Annotated in this window: 15 protein-coding genes; 3 read left to right on the top strand and 12 right to left on the bottom strand. The window is 64.2% G+C overall.

All coding sequences use genetic code 11. The annotated features are described in order from the left end of the window. Nucleotides 1-112: 112 nt before the first annotated feature. On the bottom strand, nt 113-271 hold the full coding sequence (locus ACIQYU_RS10580; RefSeq protein WP_207837916.1) for a DUF2986 domain-containing protein: 159 nt from the start codon (nt 269-271) through the stop codon (nt 113-115). Nucleotides 272-425: 154 nt separating this feature from the next. Here ACIQYU_RS10580 and ACIQYU_RS10575 point away from each other — a divergent pair, with 154 nt between their 5' ends. Further along, the gene (locus ACIQYU_RS10575) at nt 426-2189 is read left to right on the top strand and encodes a phosphoethanolamine transferase CptA (RefSeq protein ID WP_402799479.1); all 1764 of its coding nucleotides are present in this window, start codon (nt 426-428) and stop codon (nt 2187-2189) included. Nucleotides 2190-2277: 88 nt separating this feature from the next. Here ACIQYU_RS10575 and ACIQYU_RS10570 read toward each other — a convergent pair whose 3' ends face one another. From ACIQYU_RS10570 to ACIQYU_RS10555, 4 genes are read right to left on the bottom strand one after another with little or no spacing between them, the layout of a single operon-like run. Next, nucleotides 2278-2814 carry a membrane integrity-associated transporter subunit PqiC gene (locus tag ACIQYU_RS10570; RefSeq protein ID WP_207837910.1) on the bottom strand — a complete coding sequence of 179 codons (537 nt, stop codon included), beginning with the start codon at nt 2812-2814 and terminating at the stop codon, nt 2278-2280. Nucleotides 2815-2825: 11 nt separating this feature from the next. Beyond that, on the bottom strand, nt 2826-4466 hold the full coding sequence (locus tag ACIQYU_RS10565) for an intermembrane transport protein PqiB (RefSeq protein ID WP_207837907.1): 1641 nt from the start codon (nt 4464-4466) through the stop codon (nt 2826-2828). Beyond that, nucleotides 4450-5094 carry a paraquat-inducible protein A gene (locus ACIQYU_RS10560; protein ID WP_402799474.1) on the bottom strand — a complete coding sequence of 215 codons (645 nt, stop codon included), beginning with the start codon at nt 5092-5094 and terminating at the stop codon, nt 4450-4452. Before ACIQYU_RS10560 ends, ACIQYU_RS10565 begins: the two co-directional genes overlap by 17 nt. After that, nucleotides 5091-5687: a paraquat-inducible protein A gene (locus tag ACIQYU_RS10555; protein WP_207837901.1), complete on the bottom strand. Its 597-nt coding sequence runs from the start codon at nt 5685-5687 to the stop codon at nt 5091-5093. The genes ACIQYU_RS10560 and ACIQYU_RS10555 overlap by 4 nt, the downstream gene beginning before the upstream one ends. 151 nt (nt 5688-5838) lie before the next feature. On the opposite strand from ACIQYU_RS10555, the gene ACIQYU_RS10550 reads away from it, so the two are divergent. After that, nucleotides 5839-6312, top strand: coding sequence for a YMGG-like glycine zipper-containing protein (locus ACIQYU_RS10550; RefSeq protein ID WP_207837898.1), 474 nt, complete (start codon nt 5839-5841; stop codon nt 6310-6312). A gap of 48 nt (nt 6313-6360) precedes the next feature. On the opposite strand, the gene ACIQYU_RS10545 is transcribed toward ACIQYU_RS10550, so the two are convergent. Next, nucleotides 6361-7266 (bottom strand): LysR family transcriptional regulator, encoded by a 906-nt coding sequence (locus ACIQYU_RS10545; protein WP_207837896.1) that lies wholly within the window; start codon nt 7264-7266, stop codon nt 6361-6363. Nucleotides 7267-7417: 151 nt separating this feature from the next. After that, entirely contained in the window at nt 7418-7603 is a 186-nt protein-coding gene (locus tag ACIQYU_RS10540; RefSeq protein ID WP_233687979.1) for a hypothetical protein, read from the bottom strand. Nucleotides 7604-7826: 223 nt separating this feature from the next. Here ACIQYU_RS10540 and ACIQYU_RS10535 point away from each other — a divergent pair, with 223 nt between their 5' ends. Further along, nucleotides 7827-8213 (top strand): VOC family protein, encoded by a 387-nt coding sequence (locus ACIQYU_RS10535; RefSeq protein ID WP_207836092.1) that lies wholly within the window; start codon nt 7827-7829, stop codon nt 8211-8213. An 8-nt stretch (nt 8214-8221) separates the two neighbouring features. Here ACIQYU_RS10535 and ACIQYU_RS10530 read toward each other — a convergent pair whose 3' ends face one another. The 5 genes from ACIQYU_RS10530 to ACIQYU_RS10510 are packed head-to-tail and all read right to left on the bottom strand — an operon-like array spanning nt 8222 to nt 12362. Beyond that, complete coding sequence (locus ACIQYU_RS10530; protein ID WP_207836095.1) at nt 8222-9589, bottom strand: sensor histidine kinase; 1368 nt, start codon at nt 9587-9589, stop codon at nt 8222-8224. Beyond that, nucleotides 9586-10248: a response regulator gene (locus tag ACIQYU_RS10525; protein WP_207836097.1), complete on the bottom strand. Its 663-nt coding sequence runs from the start codon at nt 10246-10248 to the stop codon at nt 9586-9588. Before ACIQYU_RS10525 ends, ACIQYU_RS10530 begins: the two co-directional genes overlap by 4 nt. Nucleotides 10249-10250: 2 nt before the next feature. After that, entirely contained in the window at nt 10251-10892 is a 642-nt protein-coding gene (locus ACIQYU_RS10520; RefSeq protein WP_333956830.1) for a hypothetical protein, read from the bottom strand. Beyond that, nucleotides 10889-11695 (bottom strand): SDR family oxidoreductase, encoded by an 807-nt coding sequence (locus ACIQYU_RS10515; RefSeq protein ID WP_207836103.1) that lies wholly within the window; start codon nt 11693-11695, stop codon nt 10889-10891. The genes ACIQYU_RS10520 and ACIQYU_RS10515 overlap by 4 nt, the downstream gene beginning before the upstream one ends. After that, a complete protein-coding gene (locus tag ACIQYU_RS10510) occupies nt 11682-12362 on the bottom strand; it encodes a TenA family transcriptional regulator (RefSeq protein ID WP_063913708.1) in 681 nt (226 codons plus the stop codon). Before ACIQYU_RS10510 ends, ACIQYU_RS10515 begins: the two co-directional genes overlap by 14 nt. Nucleotides 12363-12374 lie beyond the last annotated feature (12 nt).

Raw genomic sequence — 12374 nt, 5'->3', positions numbered from 1 at the left:
GCCTGGATGGCGGAAAGCTTGAACTGTCTGGTGTGCTTGCTCATGTGAAACGCCCCTGAGGTTGGATTTTTGTCCAACATCAGGGGCGCAGTTCAGAGGCACGTGACAGGCATCAGCTCCCCGTAACGCCTGGGGTATCCGCTGCCGCTTCGGCCTCCATCTTCAACCGGTCGGCCTTGCAAATGTACTTGGGCTTGCGCGGCGCCAGTTTGGCGCTGGCCTTCTTGGCATGCGCCTGCAATAGCTGCTTGATCTTCTTGCGACGGTTCATTCTCACTCGACCTGTCAGTCTGGTTTGGCTGAACACATCATACCTCGCCTGGGCCAGCGTCTCGTTGACGTTATTTTCACACCCGGCAGATTAGCGTCACGCCCTTTCCGGTCACGGGCACATCCGCTGGCCGCCAAGCTACGACGAGGCATACGTGTCACACACTCCATCCCCCTCCTCGCCCAAGCGCGTGGACTGGGCCGGCCTGGGCTGGCTTTTGCTGTTCTTCTGGTACTTCTCGGGCGTGACCCAGGCGTTGCTGCTGTTCAGTGGTACCACCGGGTTCGCCGGCTTTCGCGATGCATTTTTCCTCAGCAGCCTGTGGCTGGCCCCGGTGCTGCTGCTGCCACGCTTCACCCGTACCACTGCCGCGGTCATCGGCCTGGTGCTGTGGGCCGCTTCGCTGGTGGGCCTGAGCTACTTCGGCATCTATCGCCAGGAGTTCTCGCAAAGCGTCATCTTCGTGATGTTCGAGTCCAACACCGCCGAGGCCGGCGAGTACTTCAGCCAGTACTTCAGCGTCTGGCTGGGTCTGGCATTGCTGCTGTACACCCTGGTGGCGGTGTTGCTGTGGAAGCGCGTACGCCCGGTCAGCCTGCCACTGCGCAGCCGCCTGCCGGTGGTCGCCCTGTTGCTGCTGGCCAACCTGGTGTACCCGTTCTACAAACAGATGGTGACCCAGCAGCGCAGCTTCGCCGATGCGGCCGAAAAGGTGCAGCAGCGCATGGAACCCGCCGTGCCTTGGCAACTGCTGGTCGGCTACCGCCAGTACCGCCAGCAACTGGACAACATGCAGGAGCTGCTGGCCCAGAACGCCGCGCTGCCCCCCCTGCAAAACCTGCATGACAGTAGCGGTGCAGCGCCACGCACGCTGGTGCTGGTGCTGGGCGAATCCACCACCCGCGAGCACATGCACCTGTACGGCTATAACCGCGACACCACGCCCAACCTCGACGCACTGGCCGCCAGCGACAAGAGCCTGACGGTATTCCGCAACGTGGTATCGCCACGCCCGTACACCATCGAAGTGATGCAGCAGATCCTCACCTTTGGCGACGAGCAGAACCCGGACCGCTTCCTCACCGACCCGTCGCTGATCAACCTGATGAAACAGGCCGGCTACAAGACCTTCTGGATCACCAACCAGCAGACCATGACCAAGCGCAACACCATGCTGACCACCTTCTCGCAGCAGACGGACGCGCCGGTGTACCTCAACAACCAGCGCAACCAGAATGCCAGTCAGTACGACGACGTGGTACTGGCACCGTTCGAGAAGGCCCTGCAGGACCCGGCGCCGAACAAGTTCATCATCGTGCACCTGCTGGGTACGCACATGGACTATCGCTATCGCTACCCGAACGACTACGCGCACTTCAACGACCGCCAGGGGGCGCCTGGCAAGCTGACGGCCGACCAGGTGGAAACCTACAACTTCTACGACAACGCGGTGCGCTACAACGACTACGTGGTATCGAGCCTGATCAAGCGTTACTCGGCCAGTACCCCCAATGGTTTCCTGCTGTACCTGTCAGACCATGGCGAAGATGTGTACAGCTCTGGCAACCACGACCGCCTGGGGCGCAACGAAGGCGCGCCAACCCGGCCGATGTACACCATCCCGTTCCTGCTGTGGACTTCGCCCAGCTGGCAGGCCGAGCACCCGCGCGACTTACAGGCGATGGCCGACCGCCCCTACAGCAGCTCGCACCTGATCCATACCCTGTCCGACCTGGCCGGGCTGAGCTATGACCGTTACGAACCGGCCAAGAGCCTGGTAAACCCGCAGTTCGTGGTGGCACCGCGCTGGATTGGCGACCCGTACCGCAAGGACGGCTTGCGCGAATTCGACCAGTTGCCGCTGGACAAGGCCGAGCGGGTGCGGGAGACGGTCAGTAGCGGGAAGAGCCTGAACTGAGTGTTGTGCGGTCGGGATTGCCGGGGGCGCTTTGCGCCCCTTTCGCGACACAAGGCCGCTCCCACAAGTACCGTGTAGCGGTCAGCCATCAGGCAGGCTGGGCACAGCTGCCCTGCCGGGCACTGCCCCGCACCGCCTCGGCCAGTTTGCGCAGGTTGGCCTGGTGGGCATTGACCAGGCTGGCGATACTGTTGTCCGCCGCCGTCTGCAACGAGGTTCGGCAGGTCAGCCCAGCCTCACCCGGGCGCGTCAGACGCCAGACCGCTTCCAGCGAGGCATAGCGCCCCGGCACGCTATCGAAACGCTGCACATCCACCCGCAGCAACGCATTGCCGCCCCCCACAGCCCCGCCCAGCTGGTCCTGCAAGGCGCTGCGGAATTCATCCACCAGGTTGGCCCCCCACCACTCCGTTTCGAGGATGGCCAGGCCGCTCTGCCCTTGCCGCACCACCAACTGCGGGCGGTCCACCTGCGGTGGCACGGCCACCCTCGCCACCTGGATGCGCTGGCCGCTGTCGCGCACCGGCTCGCTCGGTACCAGCGTGTGATAGTTGTTCGGGGTACTGCTGCAACCCCACAGCACGGCCAGCAGGCCGGCGCCACACATATTGCGCAGTCGATGCATCGGCTGTCTCCTCAGGGTTCAAGGTCTGCTGCACTGGCTGCTTTCGGCCGGCCACGTATCAGCGATTCGGGGTGCCGGCCCAGGTAATCGGCAAGGTCACGCAGCGAACGCGACATGCGCTCCAGTTCATCCAGGGTTTCACCCATCCGCTCGCGCTGCGGCGAGTCTTCGGCGATCGCCGAATTGGCCGTGCGCAGGGTCTTGTGCACTTCGTCCAGCGCCACCTTCACATCCGGCAGGGTCTGGCCATTGAACTGCTTGAGGCTGGCGCGCAGCTCACGCAGGCTGCCGTCCAGGTTGTTGGCGATACTCTCCAGCGGCAGTTTGCTGATGCGCTCCACCACCCGCTGCAGCTGTTCCTGCAATTGCTCCAGGCTGCCTGGCAATGTGGGGATGGTGATAGGGTCGGCGGTCTTGTCGAAGGCCACCTTGGGGGCATCCGGGTAGAAGTCCAGGGAGATGAACATTTGCCCGGTAATCAGGTTGCCGCTGCGCGCCTGCGCCCGCAGCCCGTGCTCGACAAAGGTGCCGATCAGCCGCCGTGCGCCATCCATGTCGCCTTCGGCATGCTTGAACACGGCAAGCATCTTGCGGTGCACCGGCCCCAGCCGCTGTGGGTAGATAACCGCATCGACCACCACCGGGAAGGTCTGCCGGGTGGCATCGTAGTCGAGCTTGACCGAGGTGACCCGGCCAAACTCCACCCCCTTGAACTCCACCGGGGCTCCCACCGACAGCCCGCGCATGGCCTGGTCGAAGCGCAATTGCAGGTACTGCGCCTGGCCACTGGGCGGTGCCAGGGCGGTGTCGCGGTCGGCAAACAGCTGGAAGCGTGCCTGATCGGCAGCGGGCTCGGCTTGCGGGGCGAAGTCGGGCGAGCCAAAGGCCAGCCCACCCACCAGGATCGACGACAACGATTCAGTATCGATCTTCAGGCCGTTGGCACCGATCTGCATGTCGACGCCACTGGCGTTCCAGAAGCGGGTATCGGCACTGACGAAGCTGTCGTAGGGGGCCTGCACGAATATGCCAATCTCCACGCCCTTGCCATCGCCCTGCAGGGCAAAGGAAACCACCTCACCCACCGGGATCTTGCGGTAGTAGATCGATGAGCCAATATCCAGCGACCCCAGGTCGCTGGCGGTAAGGACAAAGCGCTTGCCCTTTTCGTCGTAGGTGATCGGCGGTGGCAGCTCCAGGCCGACGAAGGACTTCTCCGGCACTTTCGATTCACCGGAATCCGCCCCGATGAAACTGCCCGACAGCAGTGTGTCCACGCCGGACACGCCGCCCACGCCAATGCGTGGCCGCACCACCCAGAAGCGCGCACCCTGGGTGGCGAACGCGCGGGCGTCGTTGGACAGCTGGACCTTTGCGACCACGCTCTTCTTGTCGTCGGCCAGGTCCACCGTAGTAACTTCGCCAATCACCACGCTGCGGTACTTGACCTGGGTCTTGTGCGCCACCAGCCCTTCCCCGGTGTGGAAGGAAATGGCGATGACCGGTCCCTGCTGCATCCAGTTGCGCACCACCAGCGAAGCGCCGATCAGGATCGCCAATATCGGCACGATCCATACCAGCGACACACTCCAGCGCCGGGTGCGCACTTCAACCTGCCCCGCGCCCTCGCGCTTGTCAGTCTGTTGCACCATCAATACGGCCTCCCTCATTGGCACGGCAATCCCAGATCAGGCGTGGATCGAAGCTCATCGCAGAAAACATGGTCAGTACCACCACCATGCCGAAAAACAGAATGCCCAGCCGCGGCTCGATGGTGCCCAGCCCGCGCAGTTGCACCAGCGCCGCCACCAGTGCCACCACCATCACATCGAGCATCGACCAGTAACCGATCAACTCGACGAAGCGGTACAGCTGCGAGCGCTGCCGGCAGGCCCAGGTGGAACCGCGCTGGGCGGTGAACAGCAACAGGCCAAGCGAGAAGAACTTGATGGCAGGCACGCCCACACTGGCGATGAAGATGATCAACGCGATGTCCCAGGCACCGGCCTCCCAGAACTCCAGCACACCACCGCCGATAGTGCTTTCGCTGCCGCTGCCAAGCATTTCGGTGTGCATCACCGGTAGCAGGTTGGCGGGAATGTAGAAAATCAGCGCCGCCAGCAGAAACGCCCAGCCGCGGCTGATGGCATTGGCCTTGCGCCGGTGAATGGCGGCACCACAGCGGTCGCAGGTGTGCGTACCGCTACCCAGTTCGCAGGCCTGCCCGCAGCCATGGCACAGGCACAGGCCCAGGTCGGCGGCGTTGGCCGGGGTATTCATACCTGCTCCCACAAGTCACGGATGTCCTTGCCGGCGATATGGATAATCAGCATGCTCAACGCGGCCAGGGCCAGCAGACCGATGCCGGGGATCACATCGAGCAACCCGGCCAGCTTGATCACTGCCACCATCGCCCCCAGCAGGCACACCTCCAGCATGCTCCAAGGCCGCAGGCTCTCCAGGCTGCGCATGCACAGGGCAAAGCCGGGGGCGCGCTGGCCGGCCAGGGCGTAACTCAATAGCCAGCACAACACGGCAATCTGCAGCACCGGCGCAAAGATGATCGACAAGGCCATGACCAGGGCGATGAAGGTGATACTGCCGTGGCTGAGGATCTGCACCGAGTCCCATAACGTCGCCGAGTGGGTCAGCCCTTGCATGCCGATGGTCATCACCGGGTAGAAGTTGGCGAACACCAGCAGGATGCCCCCCGTCACACTCAGGGCCAGCCGCTGCTGCACGGTCAGCGAGGTGTGCCGGTACAGCACCCCTCCACAGCGCGGGCAAACGGCGCGCTGGTGCTTGAGCAGCGGCGCACGGTGGTACACCGTGTCGCAGTACTCACAGATAATCAGGTGCTGGGTCTGGCTCATGGAGTTTCCACAGGTAGCCCGGATTCGGGCCGTGATATGCCGGCGGACCACATCTGATATCCGGTTTAGACCATCCCGGCAAAACTGCCATCATTAACAGCAAAGCCGAACTATCCTGTGAAACGGGATCCCCACCTGCTGGAGGTTTGCCATGCGTACGTTCACGTGGAGTTACCTGCTGGTGCTGCTGTGCGCGGCATCGGCAGCCCAGGCGCAGTCGGTGGTGCCGCTCAAGGGCCAAAGCAGCCAGCAGATGCAACTGGATATCAATGATTGCAATACCGTCGCGACCAATGCCGCGAACAGTGCCGCGACCTCCAACGACCCCCATGTCGGTGGCCGCGTACGCGGTGCCGCTGCCGGCGCGGTTGCCGGTGCGGCAGGCGCGCAGGTGCGCGGCAACCAGCACGACGAGCTGTATGACCGGGTCGGTGACGATGCCAAGGAGCAATACCGGCAGAACCGCGCCGGTGAAGTAGCCGCCGCCGGTGCTGCGGTCGGTGGCATGCGCCAGCGTCAGGACCGCCGCCAGGACCGTCGCGGCCAGGACGAAGCGAAAGCCCAGGCCCATGCCAGTGCCTACGCCGGATGCCTGCAGGGGCGCGGCTACCAGGTCAGTCCCTGATCAGCAGGCGCGCCATGCCTTGGAAGAAGGAAGCATGGCGTGCCTGTTTCAGAACCTGGCCAGTTCTTCCCGGCAGAACTCGACGAACAGCTGCGCCGGCTTGGTCAGTTGCACCCGCTTCAACCACGCTGCCGCCAACCCCGACAGTGCCACCGGCTCGGCGATATCCAGCATGGCCAGGCGTTGCCCGTCGTAGGTGTACTCCGAATGCGGTCGCGTCACCAGCAGCGAAAAGCCGAAGCCCTGCCCGACCATGCCACGCACCATTTCGATTGACGGCGAGCTGAAGACGATGTTGGGCGTCAGGCCCATTTCGTTAAACAGGCTGACGAAGTAGGTGCGGCTGGGGGCCACATCCAGCAGGATCATCGGCTCCGGGCACAGGTCGCGCAGCGATACCTGGGCCTGGCCGGCGAAGCGGTGGTTCTCGGGCAGCAGCACATAGGGCTTCTGCGGCGGCATCAGCGGCTCGGCCTCGATGGTGCCGTCCAGATCATGGTCGTAGAGAAACGCCAGGTCGAAGGTACCGGCAGTCAGGCCCTGGATCAGGTCCTGCTGCTCGCCGTCGCGCAGGCGGATATCCACCCCCGGGTAACGCTGGCGAAAGCCGGCGATCAGGCGCGGCAGGTACAGCGGTGCCACGGTTTCGAAGCAACCGATGTCGATTTGCCCGGCCACGGTGTCGTTGTCGGCCAGGGCATTCTGCTCGAATTCGTGGGCCATCTGCAGCAGCGACTTGGTCTTGGCATAGAAGCGCTTGCCGCTGGGCGTCAGCGACACACCCTGGGCGTGGTGGCGAATGAACAGCTGCACGCCGAAACTTTCCTCCAGGCTCTTGATGGCCGTGGAGATGGACGGCTGGGCGATGTACAGCTGGCGTGAAGCCTCGGCAACGCTGCCGGCCTCCACCGTGGTGACGAAGTACTTGAGTTGTCGCAATGTATAGGCCGCCACGGGCACCTCTCTGACGCCGGTCTGGGCGCGCTGGGATCATGCCTGACACTTTACCCTTGGCAGCGGGTGGGTGGGGGCTGGGTGATGAAGGATTTACCTATGGCTTGGGCAGGTTTTTTGTAGGGGGGACGCCTTGCGCCCCCCCTGCGTACTACTCGAAGTCGACATTCGTCGGCACACAGTCGTCGCCGATCAGTTTGTACTCTGGCGCGCATGCCATGCCGACCACAGGGGCTACCCCACGCTTGCGCCTGGACAGTGTCTCCTGAGGTTCCGGGTGATCCATTAGATCGTGGTCATCGCGAGCTGGCAGTTCATTCATCGATTCTTCTTGCATGGTCATGACTCCTGGCTTGGTTGATTACGCCCGACCAACGTTAATGACCGTTCAGCTCGCAGCCCATCTGGAAACACAGCCCACCCCACCAGCCCCGTAAAGGCGATCAGCTGCAGCAGCGCATGTTCCTTGCAGGTGCCCCCTGCTCGAGCGTTGCCACTGGTCAAATGCCCCCGAACGGCTTTACTGATACTTATCGACCCCATGCATACGGTGTGCGTTCATGAAGATCATAGTCACCAGCATCCTCGTCGACGACCAGGCCAAAGCCCTGGCTTTCTACCACTACGTACTCGGTTTCGAGCCCAAGCACGACGTCCCCATGGGCCGGCACCGCTGGCTGACCCTCACCTCCCCCAACGACCCCAACGGCGTCGAGTTGCTGCTGGAGCCCGACGCACACCCGGCTGCCAAGGTATACAAGGCCGCGCTCAGGCAGGACGGCATCCCTGCCACCTCGTTCGGCGTGCGTGACATCCAGGCCGAATATACCCGGCTGTGCGCGGCGGGCGTGCAATTCACCCAGCCGCCCACCCCCATGGGGCCCGTCACCGTGGCGGTGTTCGATGACACCTGCGGCAACCTGATCCAGATCACCCAGAAACACTAGGTGTACGTTTACGGCCCCACGGGCAGGCGCAGGGTCGCGCGCAACCCGTGTGGTAGCTGATTGCGCAGCTGAACATTGCCACCCAGGCGCTTCATGATGGTGCTGACGATCGACAACCCCAGCCCGGCGCCATTGGTCGAACCCTTGCTGTAGAAACGCTCGAATACCCGCTGCTGGTCTGCCACGGCGATGCCCGGCCCTTCGTCGTCGACACTGATCAGCAGGGCTTGCCCTTCACGCTGTAGCGTCACGGTGACCCTCCCCCCCGCTGGCGAATGGTCCACGGCATTGGTCACCAGGTTCTGCAAGGCAATGCCCAGCGCGCCAGCGTCGGTGTGCACGTGGTAGTCGCCTGCTGCGATGTCCAGCGAAGGCTCCAGCCCGCATTCCAGTATCCATGGAGTCAGCTCGGCCAGGGTCTCGGCCACCACTCCCTCCAGGTCAACCTGCGGCCAGGCACGCTGGCCGGGCCGTGGCTCCAGGCGGGCCAGGGTCAACAGCTGATTGACCACCCGGGCAAGGCGGTCGACACCGCCCATCAGGAACTGCAGAGCCTTGTCCCGCTCGGCCTCGCTGGCTGCATTGAGGGCGTTCTGCGCATGCAGGCGCAGGACGGCCAAGGGCGTGCGCATCTCGTGGGCGGCATCGGCGATGAAACGGTGCTCGCGGCGCAGCAGGTCGTCGATCTGCCCGAGCAGGCGGTTGATCGCCGCCTGCATCGGCTCCAGTTCCTTCGGCAGCGGTACCAGCTGCAACGGCTCGAGTGACTCGGCGTGGCGGGCGCGGATCACCTTGGCCATGTTCTGCAACGGCCGCAGTCCCCAGCCAATGGCCGCCCACACCAGCAAGGCCAGGGCCAGGCTGCCGAACAGGAATGGCAACAGCGTGTGCCGCACGATGCGCTCGATCAGGTCGTCACGCACGTCGTTGCGCTCACCCACCCAGATTACCCAGTGTTTTTCCGGCACCGGCAAGACGAAACTGCGCCAACGGTGCCCATCCATCACCATGTCGGCAAACCCCGGCGCCCGGGGCGGCTGCCCCAGCTGCGGGGCACTGGGCGTGTGCACCAGCAAGCCGTTGTCGTCGGCCCATACCTGGAAGGCCAGCTTGCTCTCATAGCGGTGCCCCACCTTGTCCTGCCCGGCCTTGCTCAAGGCCTCGTCGAAGGCGCGGTATAACTCGTCACGGCTCTGTCCCTGCACCGGCAGGCTCATGATGCCCTGCAGCAGCCGCGCGTTCTGCGCCAGGTGGGCATCGTACACCTCGTTAATTTCGTGGCGGCTGTCGTGGTAGTTATACAGCGCCAGCAATCCGCTGCCGCCAAGCAACAGCAGCATCACCCGCCATAAGGTGCGTTGACGCAGCGAGCTCATGCCTTGACTTCCACCAGATAGCCGATCCCGCGTACGGTACGAATCAGGCCGTTGAACAGCTTTTTGCGCAGTTGGTAGATGTTCACTTCCAGGGTATTGCTCTCCGGCTCTTCATCCCATCCATACAACAACTGGGTCAACCGTTCACGGGTGAACACCTTGCCCGGCTGGGCCAGCAATTCGTGAAGCAGCAGGTACTCCTTGGGCGTGAGCACCACCGGCTGGCCCTGGTAGTGCACCTGTTGGCTGACCGGGTCCAGGCACACCCCGGCGTGTTCGATCAATACCCGCGCGCGGCCACTGCTACGACGCAGCAAGGCCCGCAAGCGGGCCTTGAGTTCGTTGAGGTCAAAGGGTTTCACCAGGTAGTCATCGGCGCCGGCATCCAGCCCGGCGATGCGGTCGTCGGTGGCGTCACGGGCGGTCAGCACCAGCACCGGCAGGCTCTTACCGGCCACGCGCAGGCGCCGCAGCAGCTCGATGCCGTCCAGGCGTGGCAAGCCCAGGTCGAGGATGGCCAGGTCGAACTCCTCGTGGCACAGGGCATGCAAGGCGCTGGCGCCATCCTGCAGCCAGTCGAGGGTATACCCCTCGCGGCGCAGGCCGTCACAGATGCCCTCCCCCAGCGCGGCGTCGTCTTCAACCAGCAGTAGGCGCATGCTCAATCCTGTTTGTCCTTGATCGCTTTGAGTAAAGCATCTATTTCACCACGGCGGCCCTGGTCAGCCAGCTCCCGCCCGGGGCGGGGCGGGGCCTGCAAGGCCTTTTGCAGGGCAGCACGGGCTTCGGCGTAGCGGTTCTGCCGGTACAGGTGGTCGGCCCAGAAGTAGTTGCTGTCGATACCCTCGGGGTTGATCACCAATGCCTGGCGCAGCATGGCCTCGGCCTTGGTCTGGTCGCCGAAGCTCAGCGGCCAGCCGGGTACCTGATCGTACAGCGCACCCAGGCTGGTGTAGGCCGAGCCCTGCAGCGCCTTGGGGTCCATGGCCAGGGCCTTTTCCAGGCTGGTACGGGCAGCCTTGACCTTGCCCAGCGCGCCCAGCCCGCCGGTGGCACCGGCCCAACTGCTGTTGACGATGCCGTCCCAGATCAGCGGTTCGGCCGAGCCCGGGTGCTGGCGCACCAACGCCGCCGACTGCACCGCCAGGGCCTCGAACGCCCCGGCACGCTGGGCTTCGGGCAGGTTGTAGCGTATTACCGCCCAGCGCTGCTGGATGGCATTGAGTTGCTGGGTTCCGTTCTGGTCGAGGGCCCAGGTGAACGGGGCGATTGCCAGCAGGCTGGCCAGTATCAGACGCTTCATTTGCTCGACTCCTTGCTGTGCCAGGTGCTGTAGCGACGGATCAGCGGCAGTTGTTTGCGCAGGGCGCGGTCGACCACGCCCGGCAGCATGCCGTTAAGGCGCACGAAAAGTTTTTCCGGCCAGCCCAGGTACAGTTCGCTGCGCTCGGCCTGCACGGCATCGAGTACTGCCCGGGCGACATCCTGCGGGTCATCGACGCCTACCTTAAGCGCCTGGTTCAGGGCCTGCGCAGCGCTACTGTTCATCGTCGTGTGGGTGGTGCGCGGTGCGGCATATAGCACGTTCACCGAAGTGTCGGCCAGCTCGCGGCGCAGCGCCTCGGAAAACCCGCGCAAGGCAAACTTGCTGGCGCAGTAGGTGGCATAGCCGGGGTAGCCGATCGAGCCGTAGATCGAACCCACGTTCACCACCAGAGCACTGGGTTGCTCGCGCAGCAGCGGCAGGCACAGGCGGGTAAGCTGCACGGCGGCCTTGATGTTGAGATCGAACAACTCGTCCAGGGCCGCCTCGTCCATCTGTTCGAGCATGGCGAAGCGGTTGACCCCGGCAGCGTTGATCAACAGGTTGCAACAGCCCATCGCCCGCGCCGCTTCCAGCACGTCGCGGCGGCCTTCGGCGCTGCGCAGGTCGGCCTGCTGCCAAAGCAGTTGCCCAGGGTAGCGCACCATCAGCTCGGCCAGCTTGCCCTGTTGCCGGCTTACCGCCAGCACCCGGGCGCCGGCGCTGCACAGCTGGTCCGCCAACTCCAGGCCGATGCCACCGCTGGCGCCAGTGAGCACCGCCACGCAATCAGGCAAGCGCATGCTGTGCCTCCTGCTGCGCGGCACGCGGCAGCCCTTCGAACATGGCGGTGTAGAGGCGATACACAACCTTGGCGGCATGGATTACCGCCTGCTGGTCCTCGGGCTGGTCCAGTCGGTTCATCAGCCCGCGGTAGGTGGCCATGTGGTCCTGGTCCAGGGCGCCGTGGGAACTCAGGTAGCTGAATGCCTGGTCCGGCAGGCCAAGGCTGCTCTGCAGGGTCCCGGCAGCCTGGGTGGCCAGGGCAATACTGGTGCCTTCGAGCACATTGACCATGCCGAACAGCCCGACCGGGTTACCACGGGCAATCTGGTCGTAGAGAAATGCCACCATCAGCTCGATGGGCAACGCCGGGCGGCCGCCCGCCACTTGCTGCGGATCACCACCGCAGGCGGCGATGTCATCGAGAATCCAGCGCTCGTGGCCGTACTCCTCCTCGATGTACTCGCACACTGCACCGCGCAGCCACTCCAGCCGCGCCGGCAACCGGGCGCCGCAGGCCATCATCAATGGCACGGTGTGCCGCACGTGGTGGTAGGCCTGGGTGAGGAAGGCCACATAGGCCTCGAGGCTGGCCTTGCCGGCCAGCGCGTCGCGGATGACCGGGACGTTGAACAATGCCGTACGCTCGTCGGCGGTTTCCTGTTGCAGCATATCGAAGAAAAGCATGGCAACCTCGTC

It is taken from the genome of Pseudomonas sp. NPDC096925 (assembly GCF_044762545.1).
In the GTDB taxonomy this organism is placed as follows: Bacteria; Pseudomonadota; Gammaproteobacteria; order Pseudomonadales; family Pseudomonadaceae; genus Aquipseudomonas.
This window is presented reverse-complemented; position numbering and strand designations above follow the sequence as displayed.

Excerpts from the sequence above, each read along its gene's own strand:
- ACIQYU_RS10580 (WP_207837916.1), bottom strand. The coding sequence starts at position 271 with ATGAACCGTCGCAAGAAGATCAAGCAGCTATTGCAGGCGCATGCCAAG.
- ACIQYU_RS10555 (WP_207837901.1), bottom strand. The coding sequence starts at position 5,687 with ATGAGCCAGACCCAGCACCTGATTATCTGTGAGTACTGCGACACGGTG.
- ACIQYU_RS10530 (WP_207836095.1), bottom strand. The coding sequence starts at position 9,589 with ATGAGCTCGCTGCGTCAACGCACCTTATGGCGGGTGATGCTGCTGTTG.
- ACIQYU_RS10535 (WP_207836092.1), top strand. The coding sequence starts at position 7,827 with ATGAAGATCATAGTCACCAGCATCCTCGTCGACGACCAGGCCAAAGCC.
- ACIQYU_RS10565 (WP_207837907.1), bottom strand. The coding sequence starts at position 4,466 with ATGGTGCAACAGACTGACAAGCGCGAGGGCGCGGGGCAGGTTGAAGTG.
- ACIQYU_RS10560 (WP_402799474.1), bottom strand. The coding sequence starts at position 5,094 with ATGAATACCCCGGCCAACGCCGCCGACCTGGGCCTGTGCCTGTGCCAT.
- ACIQYU_RS10550 (WP_207837898.1), top strand. The coding sequence starts at position 5,839 with ATGCGTACGTTCACGTGGAGTTACCTGCTGGTGCTGCTGTGCGCGGCA.
- ACIQYU_RS10540 (WP_233687979.1), bottom strand. The coding sequence starts at position 7,603 with ATGCAAGAAGAATCGATGAATGAACTGCCAGCTCGCGATGACCACGAT.
- ACIQYU_RS10570 (WP_207837910.1), bottom strand. The coding sequence starts at position 2,814 with ATGCATCGACTGCGCAATATGTGTGGCGCCGGCCTGCTGGCCGTGCTG.
- ACIQYU_RS10515 (WP_207836103.1), bottom strand. The coding sequence starts at position 11,695 with ATGCGCTTGCCTGATTGCGTGGCGGTGCTCACTGGCGCCAGCGGTGGC.
- ACIQYU_RS10510 (WP_063913708.1), bottom strand. The coding sequence starts at position 12,362 with ATGCTTTTCTTCGATATGCTGCAACAGGAAACCGCCGACGAGCGTACG.
- ACIQYU_RS10520 (WP_333956830.1), bottom strand. The coding sequence starts at position 10,892 with ATGAAGCGTCTGATACTGGCCAGCCTGCTGGCAATCGCCCCGTTCACC.
- ACIQYU_RS10525 (WP_207836097.1), bottom strand. The coding sequence starts at position 10,248 with ATGCGCCTACTGCTGGTTGAAGACGACGCCGCGCTGGGGGAGGGCATC.